Here is a 17377-nt window from a genome sequence, read left to right as displayed (position 1 = left end):
AGGTAGGGTTGACGCTGTGTTGCGTCGCCGTTCCCAGACCTCAGTGGACGAGTCCCCCGTCCCCACTGACGATCCTAAGCCCCAGGGCAAAGGACGTCCCACCCCGAAGCGCCGTGACGCCGAGGGGCGTCGGCGCCAGCCTGTGACCGCTCCAGCCAACCGCAAAGACGCCTACAAGCAGATGCGGGCCAGGCAGGCGGCCGACAGGGACAAGGCCCGTCAGGGCATGATGCGCGGCGAGGAGCGGTACCTCCCCGCCCGCGACAAGGGCCCCGTGCGCAAGTTCGCCCGAGACTGGGTCGACTCGCGCCGCGTGATCAGCCAGTACTTCCTGCCCTTCTCCCTGGTGATCCTGCTGCTGACGTGGATCCCGTTCCCTCCCGAGATCCGCAACTGGGTCTACTTCGGAGTCATCACGATCGGCTGGCCGATCATGATGGTCGGCGTGCTCGCCACCTCCGTGTGGGTGTCGTGGAAGGTGAAGAAGCTCGCCGCGGAGAAGTTCCCCGGCGAGAACCTCAAGGGCATCGGCTTCTACGCCTCCATGCGGGCGCTGCAGATCCGCAGGCTCCGCTTCCCTCCCCCTCAGTTCCTTCCCGGCGGCAAGCCCGCGCCGCCGAAGGCCTGAGACCTCTGCTCGGGTACGGCCCGCGTCCTGTCGTGGACGCGGGCCGTACGCGTGTCAGCGCATCAGCCGTCGGCGAGCTCCCAGTGGAGAGCTCCGCGGACCACCCGGGGCCGCCAGCCGTGGACCTCACCTCCGTCGCGCAGCGCGTCGGCGTTGGCACGCAGCAGGGCGAGATAGGACGGCGCGCGGCCGAAGGCGACCCCTCCGATCGTGTCGTCCCAGCCGACGTCGCCCTCCTGGGAGTCGATCAGGGCGTACTCCTGATGCTCGCTGTTCCGTTCGGGGAAGTGCAGGAAGGGGATCATGCGGCCGTTCCAGTACTCCAGGCGCGGTTCGGGGCCCTCCACGGTGGGGAAGTGGTGACATAGGAACCGCCACGTATCGCGAATCCCCCTGACACCGAGGCCCGAGGCGTTCCCCGGTCCGAAGGCCATCGAGCCGTCGTGGCGCAGCAGTGAGGCGCGCAGGTCGTCGGGGAAGCGCAGGCCCGTCTGCGCTTCGGCCACGGCGATGGTCCGCGCTCTCGCGGGGCCGCGCAGCGCGGCGTGGGTGACGGGCGCGTGCCTCTTGAGCCATCGCTCGACGCGCAGCCACTCCGCGTCCACCTCGCGCTTCACCGCGGGGTCGAGGGGGCGGATCACCGCCCGGCGCTTCTGCGGGGAGCAGGCGGGGTCACGCGTCGGCGCCGGGGTGGACGCCGGCTCGGGCACGAGCGCCACAGTCGCCTCCGACTGTGGGACAAGCCGGTCGTCCTCGGCCGCGGCGCTGGGCTCGCCGGTGATGTTCGTGGCCACGACCAGGCCCAGGGCGCCGACGAGCACGCCCGCGACCACTCCGGCCAGCAGCCCCCTGAAGAACCTGTTCTCCTCGCGGGGACGGTAGCGTTCGAGGTCCTCAGGGGCGGGGCGGCCCAGCACCGGCTCCAGGACCTCCTCCTCGTCCTGAGGAGCCCTTCTGTCGATCCTGATCGCGATCGCGGCGAGAACGGCGGCGGTCAGCGCCATCCGCAGGAGCTTGAGCACCCGCGGCACCCTACCCGACGTACTCCCAGACCAGCTCACCGGAGATCACCCGCGGCCGATGACCGTCCACGAGGCCACCGCCTGCGTCCGAGGAGCTCTCCGGCCTGTCCCTCCCGCGTGACGCCGGCGCGACGGCGGCGCAGCCGTACCGCGATGGCGGCCAGGATGGCGGCGGTCAGCGCGAGCCGTACAAGCTTCACCACGCGGGGCACACTATCCCGAACCGATACAGTCGAGTGCATGGAATTCCGTCACCTCGGCCGCAGCGGCCTCCTCGTCAGCGAGATCAGCTACGGCAACTGGATCACCCACGGCTCCCAGGTCGAGGAGGACGCCGCCAAGGAGTGCGTGAAGGCGGCCCTCGACGAGGGGATCACGACGTTCGACACCGCGGACGTGTACGCGGGCACCAGGGCAGAGGAGGTCCTGGGCAGGGCGCTGCACGGCGTCAGGCGTGAGTCGCTCGAGATCTTCACCAAGGTGTACTGGCCGACGGGCCCCGGCCCCAACGACCGCGGCCTGTCGCGCAAGCACATCACCGAGTCGATCAACGGCTCGCTGCGCCGCCTGCAGACCGACTACGTCGACCTCTACCAGGCCCACCGCTTCGACTACGCGACGCCTCTCGAGGAGACGCTCAAGACCTTCGACGACCTCGTACGGCAGGGCAAGGTCCTCTACGTCGGCGTCAGCGAGTGGACCGCCGACCAGATCGCCCAGGCGCTGAAGATCGCCGACGAGATGGGCTTCGACCGCATCGTGTCGAACCAGCCGCAGTACTCCGCCCTGTGGCGCGTCATCGAGTCGGAGATCGTGCCGCTGAGCGAGAAGGAGGGCATCAGCCAGATCGTCTGGTCGCCCATCGCGCAGGGCGTGCTCACCGGCAAGTACCTGCCCGGCCAGGCCGCCCCCGCCGGTTCGCGCGCCACCGACGCCACCGGCGCGAAGATGATCGACAGGTTCATGGACGACGACGTGCTGACCCGCGTCCAGAACCTCAAGCCCATCGCCGCCGACCTGGGCCTCACCATGGCCCAGCTCGCGGTCGCCTGGGTGCTGCAGAACCCGAACGTCGCCAGCGCCATCGTCGGCGCCACCAGGCCCGAGCAGGTGCGCGACAACGTCAAGGCGGCGGGCGTCAAGCTCGACGCCGAGGTGCTGTCGAAGATCGACGACGTGCTCGGCCCGATCGTCGAGCGCGACCCCGCCAAGACGGTCAGCCCCGCCACCCGGCCATAGCGATTACGTATAAAAGAAAAACCCCTTGGGTCCCAAGGGGTTTTTCTTTTCACTCCGCCCGCAGCGACATTCCCGAATATTCAACCCGGTCCTCGTCGAGCAGAGCCACCTGCTCGACCCCCGATTCCAGCAGGTCACGGTAGTTTTCACCGAGCCACGACTCGGCATCGGCCTGGCTCGGGAAAACCTCGCGCGGCAAGGGGCGGTCGGTCACCTCACCACCATTCGCGTTTTCATAACGCCAACGCCATGTCATGCCATACGCTCCTTTTCCACGGGATCGCCCGAGCTTTAATCGGCACCCCGCACCATACCCCTGGAGCATGGAGGTCGATCCGATGCTGCGCGCATTCGGGCTCGCCTGCGCGGCGGCCTTTTTCTTCGCCGCCCCCGCCCTCGCAGAGCCCGCTCCCACGGGACCCGATCCGGACGCCGCCCGCATGTGGAGCTACTGGCAGAGCGACGGCACCGCGTGGCTGTCAGGTCAGGCGGGCACGGCCGCCCGCGACGGCTCGGTGGTCGGCTGGCGCTTCGCGGCCACACCGGACGGCTCGGCGGCCGAGTCTCCCCGCGGTGACCTGCCCGCCTTCGACCAGGTCTGCGGCAAGGAGCCCGCCGCCTCCGGGCACCAGCGGGTCGCGGTCGTGGTCGACTTCGGCGACGCCGAGACCGACGCCTACCCCGGCGAGCAGCCGCCCGCCGCGCTCACCAGGTGCGTCAGCGGGGCCGAGGGTGCCACGGGCGTGGACCTGCTCGCGCTGGCCGGCAGGGTGCGCGCCGAGGGCTCGGGCGCGGTCCTCGCGGTCAACGACTACCCCGCGAGGGCGAAGGGCGGCTCCGAGGTCGCCGCCGCGCCCTCGGAGCCTGCCGAGGGCGGCCTTCCCGTTCTGTGGATCGCGGGAGGCGCGGGCGCCGCCGTCCTCCTGGCGGGAGGGGTCCTCGTGGCGCGACGCTCCCGCGGGCGTGCCACGCTGTGAGACGTGCTTGTCAGGTTCATCGGTACGGCGGGGCGCGAAGGCTGGCCCTCACCCGGCTGCTCGTGCGTCTCGTGCGCGTCGCTCCCACCCGGATCGCGCTCGCCGCTGGAGGTGGTGGTCGACGAGGCGCTCAGGCTGCCCGGTGAGGGGCCGGCGCCCGGCTACCGCCTCGACGGTCCCGTCCTCGTCGCTCCTGACGGCTCCCGGCTCCTCTTCCCGCCCTTCCCCGCACCATCCGCTTGGGCCTCCCCTCGGGGGGCGGCCTGCGACCTCGTGCTGCTCGATCTGATCGGCGACCCCTTCGTCCTCGGCGACCTGCGCGGGCGCGGCGTCGTCACCCCCTCGACCCACGTGGTCGCCGTCGGGCTCGATCACCGCGTCAGGCCCGAGGAGCTGGCCAGGCGGCTGGCCCTGTGGGGGGCGAGAGCCGTACCCGACGGCGCCGTCCTGGACACCTCCCACGCCCCCTCGCCCATGCCGCCTCCCGCGCGGCGCACGCTGCTGCTCGGCGGCTCACGCTCGGGCAAGTCCGCGGAGGCCGAACTGCGGCTGGCCGGCGAGCCGCGCGTCACCTACCTCGCCACGGGCCCCTCAGGTCACGACGATCCTGAATGGGCCGCGCGGGTGGCCGTCCACCGGGCCAGGCGCCCCACGCACTGGGCCGACGAGGAGACGACCGCGCTGGCCGAGGCGATCACGCGGGCCACGACCCCGCTGCTGGTGGACGGGCTCGGCACGTGGCTGGCGGCGATGTTCGACGAGGCGGGCGCATGGGAGGAGCCCTCCCGCCGCGACGAGGTCGTACGGCGCTGCGACGAGCTCGTCGCGGCGTGGCGCTCGACCCCCCAGCGCGTCGTGGCGGTGTCGGACGAGGTCGGACTCGGCGTCGTCCCCTCCACCTCCAGCGGGCGCGCCTTCCGCGACGCGCTCGGCCGGCTCAACCAGCGCATGGCGGCCGAGTCCGAGGATGTCGCACTCGTCGTCGCCGGCCGTCTCCTGCCCTTGTAGACACGCCGCTACCCGCGGAGCGGCGGACGGTGCGGGTCTCCTCCTGTCTCGGTGGGCGCGCCGCTTCAGGGGCGGGGGGTGCGGACCGCGCGGGCCGACCAGCGCCCTTCCAGGCGGTCCACGCGCAGCTCGCGGCCGAAGCACTCAGAAAGCGCCGGCGCGGTCAGCGTCTCCTCCACGGGACCGGCCGCCAGGATGCGGGTGTCGCGCATGAGCAGCGCGTGCGTGGTCGTAGCCGGCACCTCCTCCAGGTGGTGCGTCACCGTCACCGTGGTCAGCCCTTCGCGCTCCGCCAGGTCCTCGATGGCGGTGATGAGGTCCTCGCGCGCGGGGAGGTCGAGGCCGGCGAAGGGCTCGTCGAGCAGCAGGATCGCGGGCTCGGCCATGAGCGCCCTCGCCACCCTGATCCTGGCCCTCTCCCCCTGCGAGCACACACTGAACAGCCGGTCGGCCAGGTCCTTGCAGCCCATGTCGGCCAGCAGCGCGTGCGCCCTGTCGTGCTCGGCCTGCCCGTAGCGGTCCCAGAGCGGGGCGCTGGTGCCGGTGTGCCCGGTGAGCACGACGGTGTGCGCGGTGGCGCCCTCCTCCTCCAGCAGGCTCTCGTCCACCAGACGCTGGCTGGCGGCGACGAGACCGATGTCCCTGCGCAGCTCCCTGAGGTCCACCCTGCCCAGACGGCGGCCGAGGACGGTGGCCGCCCCTTCGGTCGGATGCCGTACGGCCGCCGCCAGCGACAGCAGCGTGGTCTTCCCCGCACCGTTGGGACCGAGGATCACCCAGTGCTGGCCGTAGGCGACCCGCCAGTCGATCCCCGCCAGCAGCGCCCTGCCGACCACCTTGACACTGACACCTTCGAGTTCCACGGCATGCATCCGGACACCCTAGCCACCACCGCCCCGCCGATCGGCCCGCGGGGTTCGGGATCCATGGGCCGCTTCCGAAGTTCGGGATACAGGGCCGCTTTCAAGAGGTACCGGGAGTCCGAGACAACCGGCCGTGACCGAGGGCAGCCCAAGGGTCCGAGGCAGCCCAAGGGTCCGAGGCAGCCCGGGGTGTTCGCGACAGCCGGGGACGTGCGAGGGGCGAGGACGTGCGAGGGGCCCAGGTGTGCGAGGGGCCCAGGTGTGCGAGGGGCCCAGGTGTGCGAGGGGCCCAGGTGTGCGAGGGGCCCAGGTGTGCGACGAGGCGAGGAGGCGGCGGGATGTGCGAGGGGCGGGAGCGGTTGGTGGGCGGGTGGGAGCTTAGGATCGGCGGTCATGGTCGGGTCGGCGGGGCTGCGGTTCGCGGTGGGGACGCTGAGCGTCTTCCCCGTCAGGGTGGACCGGGTGGATCGCGAGGTGGCCGGTCACGCGATGGTCCTGGCGCCGGTGGTCGGCCTCGCGCTCGGGGTGGTGAGCTGCCTCCCGCTTCTGCTGCCTGGCTCGGGACTGCTCGAAGCGGCGCTGGCGCTCGGACTCCTCGCGGTGCTCACCAGGGGGCTGCACCTGGACGGCCTGGCCGACCTCGCCGACGGCCTGGGCAGCGGGAAGCCCGCCACCCAGGCGCTCGACATCATGAAAAAGTCGGACATCGGGCCGTTCGGGGTCGTCACGCTGGTGTTCACGCTGCTCGTGCAGTGCGCGGCGCTCGCGCAGGCGGGCCCCGCGGCGCTGGTGACGGCATGCGTGACAGGACGGCTGGCGCTCACCTGGGCCTGCGCCGACGGCGTCCCCTCCGCCAGGCCGGGTGGTCTGGGCGCCATGGTGGCCGGCACCGTACGCCGCCGAACGGCGCTCCTGATCACCCTCGCCGTGGTGGCGGTCGCGGGGGTCGCGGGCGTGATGCTGTCCCTGGTGGCGCTCCCTATCGCGGTCGTGGCGGGACTGGGAGCGGCCATGGCACTGCTCCACCACGCCAGGCGCAGGCTCGGCGGGGTCACGGGTGACGTGCTCGGAGCGCTCGTCGAGACCGCGACCACCGCCGTGCTCGTGGTGTGCGCCGCGATCGGCTGACCCCATGCGCAACCGCCCGCAAGCCGGCCGATGCGGTCAGCGGAATGCGGTCAGCGGAATGCGGTCAGTGGAATGCGGTCAGCCGAGGTGATGAGCCGAGCCCTGGTCGGCCGAGCCCTGGTCGGCCGAGCCCTGGTCGGCCGAACCCTGGTCGGCCGAACCCTGGTCGGCCGAACCGTGCTCAGCCGGCCGATGCGGGCGGCCCAGCCTGGTCAGCCGGCCGGCTGCTCCTGCCGTACGGGCCAGCGCCTGAACAGCAGCGCGGCGAGGACGGCCAGCACCGCCCAGCCGGCCAGGCCAGTGACGCCCGCGACCACGGTGTTCGGCGGGGCCGCCGCGTCGCCGAGCATGAGCGCGAGCGAGGCGGCGGGGTTGAGCGCCGCGTGGCCGATCACGGCGGGCCACACGCTGCCCGTCCTCAGCCGCATCCAGCCGAACAGCATGCCGGCCAGCACGCAGAACCCGACGAACAGCAGGGCCGCCCACGGTCCGAGGCTCGGGTAGTTGTAGCCGAGGGCGGTGGCCGGAGCGTGCCACAGACCCCAGATGACCCCGGACAGCACCAGCCCCGCGAACACCCCTCGTGAGGCCACCAGCTTGGGCAGCAGCCAGCCGCGCCAGCCCCACTCCTCGCCCAGCATGGGCACGAGGTTGAGCACGGGCAGGAGCAGGGTCGAGACCGCCAGCTGGACGAGCAGCGCGGCGTGCGGGTCGCCGGGCAGGGGCACGCCCGTGGCGCGCATCGTGGCGGTGAACAGGCTGAGGCGTCCGAGGTCGAGCGAGACGAGCCCGAGCGCCGCGGTCATGGCGAGCGTGCCGTACACGACCAGCGGGACGGCCGCCCAGGTCGCGAAGAACAGCCCGATGGTGCGGCCTCTTCGTTCGCCGAGGGTCAGGCCCGTCTCGCGCGCCCACACGCGGAACGGGGTGCGCCTGACCGCCCACACGGCCAGCACGCCGAGCGCCGGGGTGAACATCATGAGGCCGACGAGCGGGCCGAAGGAGGGATCGGCCAGGCCGCCGCCGAGCCAGAGCGGGAGCGCGGACAGCCAGGCCAGGCCGTACGCCACGAGCAGGAAGAGCAGGATCACGAGCGTCTCCTGGCAGAGGGGAACGGGGGGAGGCTCACTGCCGGGGGTGGTGGGGGTCGGCGGGCAGGAAGGGCTCGTGGCGGCGGGTCATCGTCCGACGCGCTCGGCGAGCAGGGCGTTGAGCAGGGCGGCGCCGCGCGCGGCGTCGTCGATGCTGACGACCAGCTGACCGCCCGAGTGGTAGCGCAGCACCAGGCAGTCGCCGCCGCGCAGCATGATCGCCGCCATGCCCGGCACGCCGCGCAGCCCCCAGCCGCCGACCTGGCTCGGGTGGCGTACCTCGGACCACGCGCTCTCGATCTTGGAGAGCCTGATCCTGCGCACCGGCCAGCCGAGGGGGCCGAAGCCCATGGCCACGCCGTCCTGGGTGATCCGCACGGTGGCGGAGGAGGTGAGCAGCCCTGCCACCAGCAGGATCACCGAGACACCGAGCAGGCCGGAGGCCGCGCCCTCCATCAGCCCCAGCGCCGTGGACACGCCCAGCACCAGCGCCCCGACGCCCGAGACCACCGCGAGCGCGGCCAGCCAGGCGTTGGAGACGCGGCTGACCCACACCGAGCGCTGTCCCGCCTTCAGCCGCAGCCTGGGCGGGGCCTCTCCTGGCTCGGGGGCCTGGTCGGGAGCGCCCCTGAGGAGGTAGCCCGCCAGGACACCGCCCGCGGCGGCCACAGCCATGGTGGCGGCGACGCCCCAGCCGAGGGGCCTGGCCCGCGTCCAGTCGGAGACGTCGAGGTTGGAGTAGACGATCGACAGCTCCATGCCGATCACGAACAGGCCCCAGCCGACCAGGAAGCCCCACCAGTAGGCGCGGCTCAGCCGCCGCTCGAAGGCCTTCCCGTGCAGGGCGACACCGACCATGATCGCGAGCGCCACGAGCGCCATGGCGACGGTGAACAGCAGGTTCTGGGTGAAGGACATGTGGTTGTCGGGACCCGCGCCGCTCCAGTGAGTGGCCAGAGGGTCGGGAAGCCTGTCACGGAGGGCCAGGGGGACGCTTACGAGGACGGCGGTGACGATCAGCCCCCAGATCCCCGCCGCTGTCAATGCCCTGTTCATGGCAGCTCCTTCAGTACGTCGATGAGGTCGTCGCGGCTGTAGCCGTACTTCTTCGCCTCTTCCAGCAGGTCACGCGCCCGCTGGACGATGAGCGCGCGTCCGGTCGGGACGCCGGCCACGCTCACCCCCCGCCCTCTCCTGAATTCCAGGAGCCCTTCGTCGCGCAGTTCGCGCAGGGCGCGCAGAACGGTGTTGGCGTTGATGCCGAGCGCGTCGGCGAGGTCCCTCGCAGGGGGGAGGCGATCCCCGGCCGCATAGGAGCCGTCGCCGATGGCGCGCCTGATCGCCCCGGCGACCTGCTCGTGCAGGGGACGGGGGTCGTTGAGATCGAGCGTGAGCAACATGGTGCTATCAACACTAGCACCATTTCTTGGCACAGTATTGGTAGGATGAACCCCTGTTTATGAATAAGCCGCCAACCGTGGATAGCATCGGTCTACGTGACCACTGTGCGGCTGAACTCAGCAGATCCCGTCTCGTTCGACACCGACGCGTTGGTCGTCGGATTCGTGTCAGGCCCGCAGGGGCCCCGCTCCTCGATCGAGGCGGTCGACAGCGCCTTCGAGACGGCGCTCGCCACCGTCGCCTTCACCGGCAAGGCCGGTGAACTGGCCAAGATCCCCACGTTCGGCGCCATCACCGCGCCGCTGCTGGTCGCCGTCGGTCTCGGCGACTCCGCCGACCAGGAGGGCCTGCGCCGCGCAGCGGGCGCTGCCGTCCGCTCCCTGGCGGGCACCGCGCGCGCCGCGCTCGCGCTGCCGGCGACCTCGGCCGAGGAGGCCGAGGCGGTCACGCTCGGCGGCCTGCTCGGCGCCTACGACTACAGCCGGTACCGCACCAACGGCGAGCGCAAGGCTCCCGTCGCCGAACTCGACGTGCTGACCTCGGCCGGAGGCTCCGCCGAGCGCGCCTCGATCGTCGCCGACTCCGTCGCACTGGTCCGCGACCTGGTCAACACCCCGCCCTCCGACCTGTGGCCCGCCAAGTTCGCCGAGATCGCCGAGCAGGAGGGCGGCAAGGCCGGTCTCAGCGTCGAGGTGCTCGACGAGAAGCAGCTCAAGGAGGGCGGCTACGGCGGCATCGTCGGCGTCGGACAGGGCTCGGCCAACCCGCCGCGCCTGGTCCGCCTGTCCTACACCCACCCCGAGGCGGCCAAGACGCTGGCCTTCGTCGGCAAGGGCATCACCTTCGACTCGGGCGGCCTCTCGCTCAAGCCGTCCTCCGCCATGGACTGGATGAAGTCCGACATGGGCGGAGCCGGCGCGGTCTTCGGCGCCCTGGTCGCCATCGCCCGCCTCGGGCTCAAGGTGAACGCCGTCGGCTACCTCTGCCTGGCGGAGAACCTGCCCAGCGGCACCGCCACGCGCCCCTCCGACGTGCTGACCAGCTACAGCGGCAAGACCGTCGAGGTGCTCGACACCGACGCCGAGGGCCGCCTGGTCCTCATGGACGGCATCGCCCGCGCCGCGGAGGACGACCCCGACCTGATCGTCGACGTCGCCACCCTGACCGGCGCGCAGATCGTCGCCCTCGGCTGGCGTACGGCGGGCGTCATGTCCAACGACGACGCCGTACGCGAGCACGTCGTCGAGGTCGCCAACTCCGTGGGCGAGGGCGCCTGGGGCATGCCGCTGCCCGAGGAGCTGCGCAAGGGCCTCGACTCCCCCATCGCCGACATCGCCAACCTCCAGCCCGAGCGCTGGGGCAGCATGCTGGCCGCCGGCATCTTCCTGAAGGAGTTCGTCCCCGAGGGCAGGCGCTGGGCGCACATCGACATGGCCGGTCCCGCCTTCAACAAGGGCGAGCCGCACGGCTACACCCCGAAGGGCGGCACGGGCGCCATCACCCGCACCCTCATCGGACTGGCCGAGAGGGCCGCAACGGGCCTTAACAAGTGAAAAGATGACGGCATCACCATCCGACAAGGAGCTTTCCTGTGGCCTACGACATCGTCGTCCTAGGTGGCGGTAGCGGCGGCTACGCCTGCGCACTGCGGGCGGCAGAGCTGGGCAAGACGGTCGCGCTGATCGAGAAGGACAAGATCGGCGGCACCTGCCTGCACCGCGGCTGCATCCCCACCAAGGCCCTGCTGCACTCGGCGGAGATCGCCGACGAGACCCGCGAGAGCGAGGCCTACGGCGTCAAGGCCCGTTTCGACGGCATCGACGTGCCTGGCGTCCACGCCTTCAAGGACAAGATCGTCACTCGGGCGTGGAAGGGCGTTCAGGGCCTGCTGAAGTCCGCGGGCGTCACGATCGTCGAGGGCGAGGGCAGACTCGTCGGCCCCAACCGCGTCCAGGTGGGCGCGGAGGTCTACGAGGGCGGCAGCATCGTGCTGGCCACCGGCAGCGCCCCCAAGTCGCTGCCCGGCCTCGAGATCGACGGCGAGCGCGTCATCACCAGCGAGCACACGCTGAAGATGGATCGCGTCCCCACCTCGGTCATCGTGCTGGGCGGCGGCGTCATCGGCGTGGAGCTGGCCAGCGTCTACCGCTCCTTCGGAGCCGAGGTCACGATCGTCGAGGCGCTGCCCCACCTGCTGCCGCTGGAGGAGGAGTCGAGCTCCAAGCTGCTGGAGCGGGCCTTCCGCCGCAGGGGCATCAAGTACGAGCTGGGCGTCTTCTTCGACAGCGTCAAGACCACCGACACCGGTGTGGTCGTCACGCTGGCCAACGGCAAGACCCTCGACGCCGAGCTGCTGCTGGTGGCCGTGGGCCGCGGCGCGGTCAGCGCGGGCATGGGCTTCGAGGAGCAGGGCGTCACGATCGAGCGTGGCGCCGTGGTCGTCGACGAGCACTGCCAGACCAGCGTGCCAGGCGTCTACGCGATCGGCGACCTGATCCCCACCCTGCAGCTGGCGCACGCCGGCTTCGCCGAGGGCATCATGGTGGCCGAGCACATTGCGGGCCTCAACCCGCCGCCCATCGACTACGACGGCGTGCCGCGCATCACCTACTCCGACCCTGAGGTCGCCTCGGTGGGCATCACCTCCAAGCAGGCGGCCGAGCGGGGCATCGAGATCGTCGAGCAGGTCTACGACCTGGCCGGCAACCCCAAGAGCCAGATTCTCGGCACCTCGGGGGCCGTCAAGGTCCTCGCCCAGAAGGACGGTCCCGTCGTCGGCGTCCACATGGTCGGCCGCCGCATCGGCGAGCTCGTCACCGAGGGCCAGCTGATCTACAACTGGGAGGCGCTCCCCACGGAGGTCGCCCAGCTGATCCACGCTCACCCGACCCAGTCCGAAGCCATGGGCGAGGCCATGCTGGCGTTGGCCGGCAAGCCCCTGCACGTCCACAACTAAGAACTCGAGGAAGTCATACCCATGCCGGTCTCCGTACAGATGCCCCAGCTCGGCGAGAGCGTGACCGAGGGCACGGTAACCCGTTGGCTGAAGAAGGAGGGCGAGCGCGTCGAGGCCGACGAGCCGCTCCTCGAGGTGTCGACCGACAAGGTCGACACCGAGATCCCGTCGCCTTCGGCGGGCGTCCTTACCAAGATTGTCGTCGCCGAGGACGAGACCGTCGAGGTCGGCGCCGAGCTTGCGATCATTGACGAGAACGGCACCGAGGGCGCCGCCGCCCCGGCTCCCGAGGCCGCGCCCGAGCCTGAGCCCGAGCCGGCCCCCGCGCCCGCCTCCTCGATCCCGCAGCCCGCGCCCGCCGCGCCGCAGGCCGCGCCCGCCCAGCAGGCCCCCGCGCCCGCTCCTGCTCCCGAGCCCGCCCAGGCCCAGGCCCCGCAGGCCCAGGCCCCGCAGGCGCCCGCTCCCGAGCCCGCCCAGGCCCAGGCTCAGGCGCCCGCCCAGGCTCAGGCCGCCACCCCGCTGCCGTCGGGTGGCGACAGCCCCTACGTCACGCCACTGGTGCGCAAGCTGGCCAACGAGCACGGCGTCGACCTCGACTCGCTGAACGGCACCGGCGTCGGTGGCCGCATCCGCAAGCAGGACGTGCTCGAGGCCGCCAAGTCCCAGCGCGACCAGGCCGCTCCGGCTCAGGCCGCCGCTCCGGCCGCAGCGCCCGCCGCTCCCGCTGCCCAGGCGCCCGCCGCTCCCGCGGCGGCCGCCCAGGCTCCCGCGGCCGCGCCCGAGCCTGTCCAGGTCGACACCACGCTGCGTGGCCGTACCGAGAAGATGACGCGGCTGCGTCAGACCATCGCCAAGCGCATGGTCGAGTCCCTGCAGACCGCCGCCCAGCTCACCTCGGTCGTCGAGGTGGACGTCACGAAGATCGCCCGGCTGCGCAACAGCGCCAAGGACGAGTTCTTCCGCCGTGAGGGCGTCAAGCTGACCTTCACGCCGTTCTTCGCGATGGCCGCCGTCGAGGCGCTCAAGCAGCACCCGAAGCTGAACGCCACGATCAACAACGAGACCAACGAGGTGACCTACTTCGACGTCGAGAACCTCGGCGTCGCGGTCGACACCGAGCGTGGCCTGCTCGCGGCGGTCGTCAAGAACGCCGGTGACCTCAACCTGGCCGGCCTGGCCAGGAAGATCACCGACGTGGCCGAGCGCACCCGCGACAACAAGGTGACGCCCGACGAGCTCACCGGCGGCACGTTCACGCTGACCAACACCGGCAGCCGCGGCGCGCTGTTCGACACGCCGATCCTGAACCAGCCGCAGGTCGGCATGCTCGGCACCGGTGCGGTCGTCAAGCGTCCTGTCGTGCTCGACACCCCGGAGGGCGAGGTCATCGCGGTCCGCTCGATGGTCTACCTCGCGCTGACCTACGACCACCGCCTGGTCGACGGCGCCGACGCGGCGCGCTTCCTCACCACGATCAAGCGCCGCCTGGAAGAGGGCCGCTTCGAGGCCCAGCTGGGTCTGGCGTAACACCCGAGGTGATCACACCGGGCGCCCGCGGAGCTCTCCGCGGGCGCCCGGCCCCTTTCCACCGCCCGTACGGCTGACGCGGAGGCTCCGGGCGTAGGGTGGGTGAATGGCGATCATCGTGACGGGCGCGTCGGGGCTGCTGGGGACCGCGCTGGTCGCCGCGCTGAAGGCCGAGGGCCACCAGGTCGTACGGCTGGTGCGCAGGGCGCCGCGCGGCACCGAGGAGTCGCGATGGGACCCCGAGCGGGGCCTCGTGGACAGGGCGTCGCTCGAAGGCGCCCACGCCGTGGTGCACCTGGCGGGCGCGGGGCTGGGTGAGCACCGCTGGAGCGAGGCGTACAAGAGGGAGATCGTCGCCAGCCGCGTCGAGAGCACCAGGACACTGGTCACCGCGCTGAGAGGGCTGGAGCGGCCGCCTGAGGTGCTGCTGTCGGCCTCTGGAGCGGGCTTCTACGGCGATACGGGCGACCGGGTGACCGACGAGAGCGGGCCGCGCGGTGAAGGCTTCCTCGCCGAGCTCTGCGAGTGCTGGGAGGAGGAGGCGGCCGCCGCCGAGCAGGCCGGCGTCAGGACCGTACGGCTGCGCACGGCCATCACGCTGAGCGGCAGGGGCGGGGCGCTCAAGCAGATGCTGCCGGTGTTCAGGATGGGACTCGGCGCGCCGCTGGGGTCGGGGCGGCAGTGGTGGGCCTGGATCTCGCTGGACGACTGGGTCCGCGCAGCCCTCCATGTCCTGAAAAATCGCGATGTGGTGGGGCCGGTCAACCTGACCTCCCCCGAGCCGGTGACCAACAAGGAGTTCACGAAAGCCCTGGGCAGGGCGGTGAAGAGGGCGACGATGCCGGTCGCCGTGCCGGGCTTCGCGCTGCACACCGTGCTCGGCGGCTTCGCGGACGAAGGCTTGCTGATCGGACAGCGAGCCGTCCCGGCGAAACTGCTTGACACAGGCTTCAGGTTCCTGCATCCGACCCTCGACGACGCGCTGCCCGCCGTACTCTAGTGAGCCATTCGTCCGACTCACCCGTGGGGGTTACACAATGAGCAGGTCAGGACAGTCGCACATCCTCGCCATCGGCGGCGGCTCCTTCAGGCAGACCGCCCGATACGGTTTCATCGAGGCCAGCCCCCTGCTGCGCTACGCCCTTGACCTCACCGGCCAGGACCGGCCGAAGCTCGGCCTGCTGGCCACCGCGACGGGTGACGACTCCGACTGGCTGCTGAAGATGTACGGCGCCTTCGCGGGCTGGGACGTCGAGGTGAGCCACCTGACGGTCTTCCCGATGCCCAACGTCGAGGACCCCAGGGCGTGGATGCTCGAACAGGACATGATCTACGTCAGTGGCGGCAGCGTGGCCAACCTGGCGGCGCTGTGGCGGCTGCACGGCCTCGACGAGGCCTTCGAGGAGGCCTGGAAGTCCGGCGTGGTGCTGGCGGGGCAGAGCGCGGGCGCGCTGTGCTGGCACGTCGGCGGCAACACCGACTCCTTCGGCCCCACGCTGCGGACCTGGGCCGACGGCCTGGCCATGCTCCCCTACTCCTGCGGCGTCCACTACAACTCCGACCCCCAGCGCCGCCAGCTGCTGCAGGCGTCGGTCGCCTCGGGTGAGCTGCCCGACGGCTACGCCGCCGACGAGGGCGTCGGCCTGCACTACGTGGGCACCGAGTTCATCCAGGCGGTCACCGTCGACCCCGCGGGCTACGCCTACAAGGTCGAGCACGACGGCGCCGGCGGCGTCAAGGAGTTCAGGATCGAGCCGAGGCTTCTCACGGCATGACGGCTGAGCTGGGGCAAAGGAAGTCCCACGGGCGCGTTTCTTGTGAGTAACCTTGTTCTGTGGCGAAGCTGACGATTGTCCGTCTTGGCGTGGACGTGCCCTACGAGCAGGCCTGGGCTCTCCAAAGACGCGTTCACTCCCACAGGGTCGCAGGATCGCTCGGCGACACCGCGCTGCTGCTGGAGCACGCCCCGGTCTACACCGCGGGCAAGCGCACCGCGGCGCACGAACGGCCGGCTGACGACACCCCCGTCGTCGACGTCGACAGGGGCGGGCGCGTCACCTGGCACGGGCCTGGCCAGCTCGTCGGCTATCCGATCATGCGGGTCGGCGACATCGGAGCCTACGTCCACGCGCTCGAGGACGCCATGATCCAGATCTGCGCCGACTTCGGCGTGGCCGTGCGCAGGATCGAGGGGCGCAGCGGTGTCTGGGTGCCCGGCGAGGGCGGCCCCGACAGGGCGCTGGGCGCGATCGGCATCAGGATCGCGGGCGGCGTCACGATGCACGGCTTCGCGCTCAACTGCGCCAACGACCTCAGGTGGTTCAACAGGATCGTGCCCTGCGGCCTTGCCGACGCGGCCGTCACCTCGCTGTCGCAGGAGGCGGGGCGGCGCATCGTGGTCGACGAGGTCATGCCGTACGCGGAGAAGCGGCTGGCCGAGGCGCTGGAGGCCGAGCCGTACGAGATGCACGAGGAGGATCTTCTCCAGGCGGTGGCCAGACAGCGCTGACATCGCGCTGAGCCGCCTTTAGGATCGGCGGCATGCGCAGGATCGCCGCGCTCGCCGTGTCCCTCGCCGTCCACGCGCTGACACTCGCCTTCGTCGTGCTCGGTGTGCTCATCGTCGTCGGCTCCCCCTCCCTGTTCCTGTCCTGGATGCTCGGCGCCCTCCTCGTCGCGATCGGGGTGTTGCTGCGTCCGCGCCTCGGCCGACTGCCCGACGACGCCGAGGTGCTCGCCCCCTCCGCCGCCCCCGAGCTGTACGGCCTGGCCGCGCGCGTGGCGGACGAGGTGGGCGTGCCTCGTCCCGCGCAGGTCGCGGTGCTCGACCTGTCCACCGCCGCGGTCTACCTGAGGCTCGGCGTGCGCAGGGTCCCCGTCCTGCTGGTGGGGCTTCCGCTGTGGCTGGCCGTCTCGCCGAGGCAGCGGGTGGCGCTGCTGGCGGGCGCCTACGCCACGGCCGTCACCGACGACGGCTTCCTCGTGGAGGGCGCGCTGTCCACGCTCGGCGAGTGGCGGCACTCGCTCCTGGGCGCCGAACCGCTGAGCGCCCGCAGGGAGGCCGACGTGGCCATGGCGATGTCGCTCGGCGCCTGGGCGCCGAGCTCCTCCTACAACGCCGTCGGCCTGCTCGGCAGGCTCGTCGGCAGGGCCTTCGGCTGGCCCGTGCTGATCGTCGAGCACCTCCTGGCCAGGCTGGCCGCGGCGGGCGGCGCGCAGGCGGCAGGGCGGTGGCGGGCGCTCACGCTGCGGGCGACGACGGAGGAGGACCTCGCCGACCTGGAGGAGCTGATCGCCCACGGCAGCTACCTGGCGCCGATGCAGGCGGCCGTGCTGCGCGGCGAGAGCGTCGAGGCGATCAGGGAGTCGGCGCTGACGAGGGCAAGGCTCGCCCCCGACGGCGTGCTCACCTCGGCCCCCGGCTCCCCGCTGCTCGACGCTGCCGCCTCGGCGGTCATCGACACCGAGCTGAGCAGGCACTACACCAGGGCGGCAGGCGGGTTCGGCCTCATTACCTGAGAGACGTAAGCTTGAACG

At 71.6% G+C, this 17377-nt stretch carries 19 protein-coding genes; 12 read left to right on the top strand and 7 right to left on the bottom strand.

The genetic code is table 11. The annotated features are described in order from the left end of the window. The first annotated feature begins 43 nt into the window (after positions 1–43). The gene (locus tag FHR33_RS38640) at positions 44–628 is read left to right on the top strand and encodes a DUF3043 domain-containing protein (protein WP_350655397.1); all 585 of its coding nucleotides are present in this window, start codon (positions 44–46) and stop codon (positions 626–628) included. Positions 629–690: 62 nt separating this feature from the next. Here FHR33_RS38640 and FHR33_RS38635 read toward each other — a convergent pair whose 3' ends face one another. Further along, entirely contained in the window at positions 691–1650 is a 960-nt protein-coding gene (locus FHR33_RS38635) for an SMI1/KNR4 family protein (RefSeq protein WP_183658706.1), read from the bottom strand. A 35-nt stretch (positions 1651–1685) separates the two neighbouring features. Further along, a complete protein-coding gene (locus tag FHR33_RS38630) occupies positions 1686–1853 on the bottom strand; it encodes a hypothetical protein (RefSeq protein WP_183658705.1) in 168 nt (55 codons plus the stop codon). Positions 1854–1890: 37 nt separating this feature from the next. Between FHR33_RS38630 and FHR33_RS38625 the strand changes: the two genes are divergently transcribed. Next, on the top strand, positions 1891–2889 hold the full coding sequence (locus FHR33_RS38625; protein ID WP_183658703.1) for an aldo/keto reductase family protein: 999 nt from the start codon (positions 1891–1893) through the stop codon (positions 2887–2889). Between the two features lie 49 nt (positions 2890–2938). Here the strand turns inward: FHR33_RS38625 and FHR33_RS38620 are convergent, their stop codons facing one another. After that, positions 2939–3145 (bottom strand): hypothetical protein, encoded by a 207-nt coding sequence (locus FHR33_RS38620; RefSeq protein WP_183658701.1) that lies wholly within the window; start codon positions 3143–3145, stop codon positions 2939–2941. A gap of 67 nt (positions 3146–3212) precedes the next feature. Here FHR33_RS38620 and FHR33_RS38615 point away from each other — a divergent pair, with 67 nt between their 5' ends. Further along, positions 3213–3866, top strand: coding sequence for an SCO2322 family protein (locus FHR33_RS38615; protein WP_183658699.1), 654 nt, complete (start codon positions 3213–3215; stop codon positions 3864–3866). 3 nt (positions 3867–3869) lie between these two features. Next, the gene (locus tag FHR33_RS38610; protein ID WP_183658697.1) at positions 3870–4874 is read left to right on the top strand and encodes a bifunctional adenosylcobinamide kinase/adenosylcobinamide-phosphate guanylyltransferase; all 1005 of its coding nucleotides are present in this window, start codon (positions 3870–3872) and stop codon (positions 4872–4874) included. Positions 4875–4939: 65 nt separating this feature from the next. On the opposite strand, the gene FHR33_RS38605 is transcribed toward FHR33_RS38610, so the two are convergent. Continuing rightward, a complete protein-coding gene (locus FHR33_RS38605; RefSeq protein WP_183658694.1) occupies positions 4940–5746 on the bottom strand; it encodes an ABC transporter ATP-binding protein in 807 nt (268 codons plus the stop codon). Positions 5747–6130: 384 nt separating this feature from the next. Here FHR33_RS38605 and FHR33_RS38600 point away from each other — a divergent pair, with 384 nt between their 5' ends. Beyond that, positions 6131–6865: an adenosylcobinamide-GDP ribazoletransferase gene (locus FHR33_RS38600; protein WP_183658692.1), complete on the top strand. Its 735-nt coding sequence runs from the start codon at positions 6131–6133 to the stop codon at positions 6863–6865. A 212-nt stretch (positions 6866–7077) separates the two neighbouring features. On the opposite strand, the gene FHR33_RS38595 is transcribed toward FHR33_RS38600, so the two are convergent. The 3 genes from FHR33_RS38595 to FHR33_RS38585 all read right to left on the bottom strand — a co-directional run bounded on the left by FHR33_RS38595 (position 7078) and on the right by FHR33_RS38585 (position 9356). Further along, complete coding sequence (locus tag FHR33_RS38595) at positions 7078–7956, bottom strand: CPBP family intramembrane glutamic endopeptidase (protein ID WP_183658690.1); 879 nt, start codon at positions 7954–7956, stop codon at positions 7078–7080. A gap of 87 nt (positions 7957–8043) precedes the next feature. Beyond that, on the bottom strand, positions 8044–9012 hold the full coding sequence (locus FHR33_RS38590; RefSeq protein WP_183658688.1) for an SdpI family protein: 969 nt from the start codon (positions 9010–9012) through the stop codon (positions 8044–8046). After that, on the bottom strand, positions 9009–9356 hold the full coding sequence (locus tag FHR33_RS38585; protein ID WP_183658686.1) for a GntR family transcriptional regulator: 348 nt from the start codon (positions 9354–9356) through the stop codon (positions 9009–9011). The genes FHR33_RS38590 and FHR33_RS38585 overlap by 4 nt, the downstream gene beginning before the upstream one ends. 96 nt (positions 9357–9452) lie before the next feature. Between FHR33_RS38585 and FHR33_RS38580 the strand changes: the two genes are divergently transcribed. From FHR33_RS38580 to FHR33_RS38550, 7 genes are all read left to right on the top strand, one after another. Next, complete coding sequence (locus tag FHR33_RS38580; protein WP_183658684.1) at positions 9453–10910, top strand: leucyl aminopeptidase; 1458 nt, start codon at positions 9453–9455, stop codon at positions 10908–10910. A gap of 38 nt (positions 10911–10948) precedes the next feature. Further along, positions 10949–12313: a dihydrolipoyl dehydrogenase gene (lpdA, locus tag FHR33_RS38575; protein ID WP_183658682.1), complete on the top strand. Its 1365-nt coding sequence runs from the start codon at positions 10949–10951 to the stop codon at positions 12311–12313. Between the two features lie 21 nt (positions 12314–12334). Beyond that, entirely contained in the window at positions 12335–13840 is a 1506-nt protein-coding gene (gene sucB / locus FHR33_RS38570) for a 2-oxoglutarate dehydrogenase, E2 component, dihydrolipoamide succinyltransferase (protein WP_183658680.1), read from the top strand. 106 nt (positions 13841–13946) lie between these two features. Continuing rightward, positions 13947–14840, top strand: a complete 894-nt coding sequence (locus tag FHR33_RS38565) for a TIGR01777 family oxidoreductase (RefSeq protein ID WP_183658678.1) — start codon at positions 13947–13949, stop codon at positions 14838–14840. A 37-nt stretch (positions 14841–14877) separates the two neighbouring features. Then, positions 14878–15615 (top strand): Type 1 glutamine amidotransferase-like domain-containing protein, encoded by a 738-nt coding sequence (locus FHR33_RS38560; RefSeq protein ID WP_183658676.1) that lies wholly within the window; start codon positions 14878–14880, stop codon positions 15613–15615. Positions 15616–15674: 59 nt separating this feature from the next. After that, the gene (gene lipB / locus FHR33_RS38555) at positions 15675–16349 is read left to right on the top strand and encodes a lipoyl(octanoyl) transferase LipB (protein WP_183658674.1); all 675 of its coding nucleotides are present in this window, start codon (positions 15675–15677) and stop codon (positions 16347–16349) included. Between the two features lie 32 nt (positions 16350–16381). Next, a complete protein-coding gene (locus tag FHR33_RS38550) occupies positions 16382–17359 on the top strand; it encodes a M48 family metalloprotease (RefSeq protein ID WP_183658672.1) in 978 nt (325 codons plus the stop codon). The last annotated feature ends 18 nt before the right edge of the window (positions 17360–17377 follow it).

The organism is Nonomuraea dietziae (genome assembly GCF_014195505.1).
GTDB lineage: Bacteria > Actinomycetota > Actinomycetes > Streptosporangiales > Streptosporangiaceae > Nonomuraea > Nonomuraea roseola.
This window is presented reverse-complemented; position numbering and strand designations above follow the sequence as displayed.

Excerpts from the sequence above, each read along its gene's own strand:
- FHR33_RS38600 (WP_183658692.1), top strand. The coding sequence starts at position 6,131 with ATGGTCGGGTCGGCGGGGCTGCGGTTCGCGGTGGGGACGCTGAGCGTC.
- FHR33_RS38565 (WP_183658678.1), top strand. The coding sequence starts at position 13,947 with ATGGCGATCATCGTGACGGGCGCGTCGGGGCTGCTGGGGACCGCGCTG.
- FHR33_RS38620 (WP_183658701.1), bottom strand. The coding sequence starts at position 3,145 with ATGACATGGCGTTGGCGTTATGAAAACGCGAATGGTGGTGAGGTGACC.
- FHR33_RS38560 (WP_183658676.1), top strand. The coding sequence starts at position 14,878 with ATGAGCAGGTCAGGACAGTCGCACATCCTCGCCATCGGCGGCGGCTCC.
- FHR33_RS38625 (WP_183658703.1), top strand. The coding sequence starts at position 1,891 with ATGGAATTCCGTCACCTCGGCCGCAGCGGCCTCCTCGTCAGCGAGATC.
- FHR33_RS38615 (WP_183658699.1), top strand. The coding sequence starts at position 3,213 with ATGGAGGTCGATCCGATGCTGCGCGCATTCGGGCTCGCCTGCGCGGCG.
- FHR33_RS38550 (WP_183658672.1), top strand. The coding sequence starts at position 16,382 with ATGCGCAGGATCGCCGCGCTCGCCGTGTCCCTCGCCGTCCACGCGCTG.
- FHR33_RS38605 (WP_183658694.1), bottom strand. The coding sequence starts at position 5,746 with ATGCATGCCGTGGAACTCGAAGGTGTCAGTGTCAAGGTGGTCGGCAGG.
- FHR33_RS38585 (WP_183658686.1), bottom strand. The coding sequence starts at position 9,356 with ATGTTGCTCACGCTCGATCTCAACGACCCCCGTCCCCTGCACGAGCAG.
- sucB (WP_183658680.1), top strand. The coding sequence starts at position 12,335 with ATGCCGGTCTCCGTACAGATGCCCCAGCTCGGCGAGAGCGTGACCGAG.
- FHR33_RS38590 (WP_183658688.1), bottom strand. The coding sequence starts at position 9,012 with ATGAACAGGGCATTGACAGCGGCGGGGATCTGGGGGCTGATCGTCACC.